Origin of the sequence: Vibrio sp. 1159 (genome assembly GCF_033340395.1) — a bacterium.
In the GTDB taxonomy this organism is placed as follows: Bacteria; Pseudomonadota; Gammaproteobacteria; order Enterobacterales; family Vibrionaceae; genus Vibrio; species Vibrio alginolyticus.
In genome coordinates, this window is record NZ_JAWOWL010000135.1 from 1 (window position 1) to 1,228 (window position 1,228).

Genomic DNA, 1,228 nt, shown 5'->3' on the forward strand with positions numbered 1-1,228 from the left:
GCAAGTGACGATTACCTAACAATCTGTCGATTCGTTTGATGTTATGTTTTGTTCTCGCTTTGGTTGGCAGGTTACGGCCAAGTTCGGTAAGAGTGAGAGTTTTACAGTCAAGTAAGGCGTGGCAAGCCAACGTTAAGCTGTTGAGTCGTTTTAAGTGTAATTCGGGGCAGAATTGGTAAAGAGAGTCGTGTAAAATATCGAGTTCGCACATCTTGTTGTCTGATTATTGATTTTTCGCGAAACCATTTGATCATATGACAAGATGTGTATCTACCTTAACTTAATGATTTTGATAAAAATCATTAGGGGATTCATCAGAGCATGATATCAAAACGCTCTGAGCTGCTCGTTCGGCTATGGCGTAGGCCTAGTCCGTAGGCAGGACTTTTCAAGTCTCGGAAGGTTTCTTCAATTTGCATACGCTTCGAGTAGAGCCTAACAAGTTGCTTTGGTGTTCGGATTTCAACGGGCAAGTTAGTCGCTAAAACCCATGGTTCTTTTGTCGAAGCGGAGTAGATTTTAGGTGACGGATGATGACAATTAGTCCGTGTCGAACGCTGATTTTTTCGGCCTTTAGGACGTGATTTATACAGTGCAATTTGACATGAAATTGGGTTGCTCTTAGTCAACCTCTTATAGCCTAAAGTCTTTGAGCGACTTGAGGATATGCTATGTAAGTTGCTGATAGGTTGCCAGTTTTCCGCACCTAAATCTGCATATTGCACTTTCCCTCTGACTCGACTTAACCAGTACCAACCCAGCTTCTCAACGGATTTATACCATGGCACTTTAAAGCCAGCATCACTGACAATGAGCGGTGTGGTGTTACTTGGTAGAATGCTTGCAAGGTCGGCTAGAAATTGGTCATGAGCTTTCTTTGAACATTGCTCTGAAAGCGGAAAGGCTTTCTCATAAAGAGTAATAGAACGACCATGTAGTGCCACCGAAGCCCGCAATACCATAAGCCGTTTTTGCTCACGAATATCAGACCAGTCAACAAGAACAATGGGCATCGAATTACCTGAACAGATAAAGCTGGCATGCCAACGGTATACAGCGAGTCGCTCTTTGTGCAAGTGACGATTACCTAACAATCTGTCGATTCGTTTGATGTTATGTTTTGTTCTGGCTTTCGTTGGCAGGTTACGACCAAGTTCGGTAAGAGTGAGCGTTTTACATTCAAGTAATGCGTGGCAAGCCAGCGTTAAACTGTGGAGTCGTTTTAAGT

Annotated in this window: 2 pseudogenes; both read right to left on the reverse strand. The window is 43.2% G+C overall.

Annotation, left to right across the window (positions count from 1 at the left end):
* Positions 1-211: pseudogene (locus R7127_RS26455) on the reverse strand (IS4 family transposase); the annotation flags it as partial.
* A gap of 106 nt (positions 212-317) precedes the next feature.
* Positions 318-1,228: pseudogene (locus R7127_RS26460) on the reverse strand (IS4 family transposase); the annotation flags it as partial.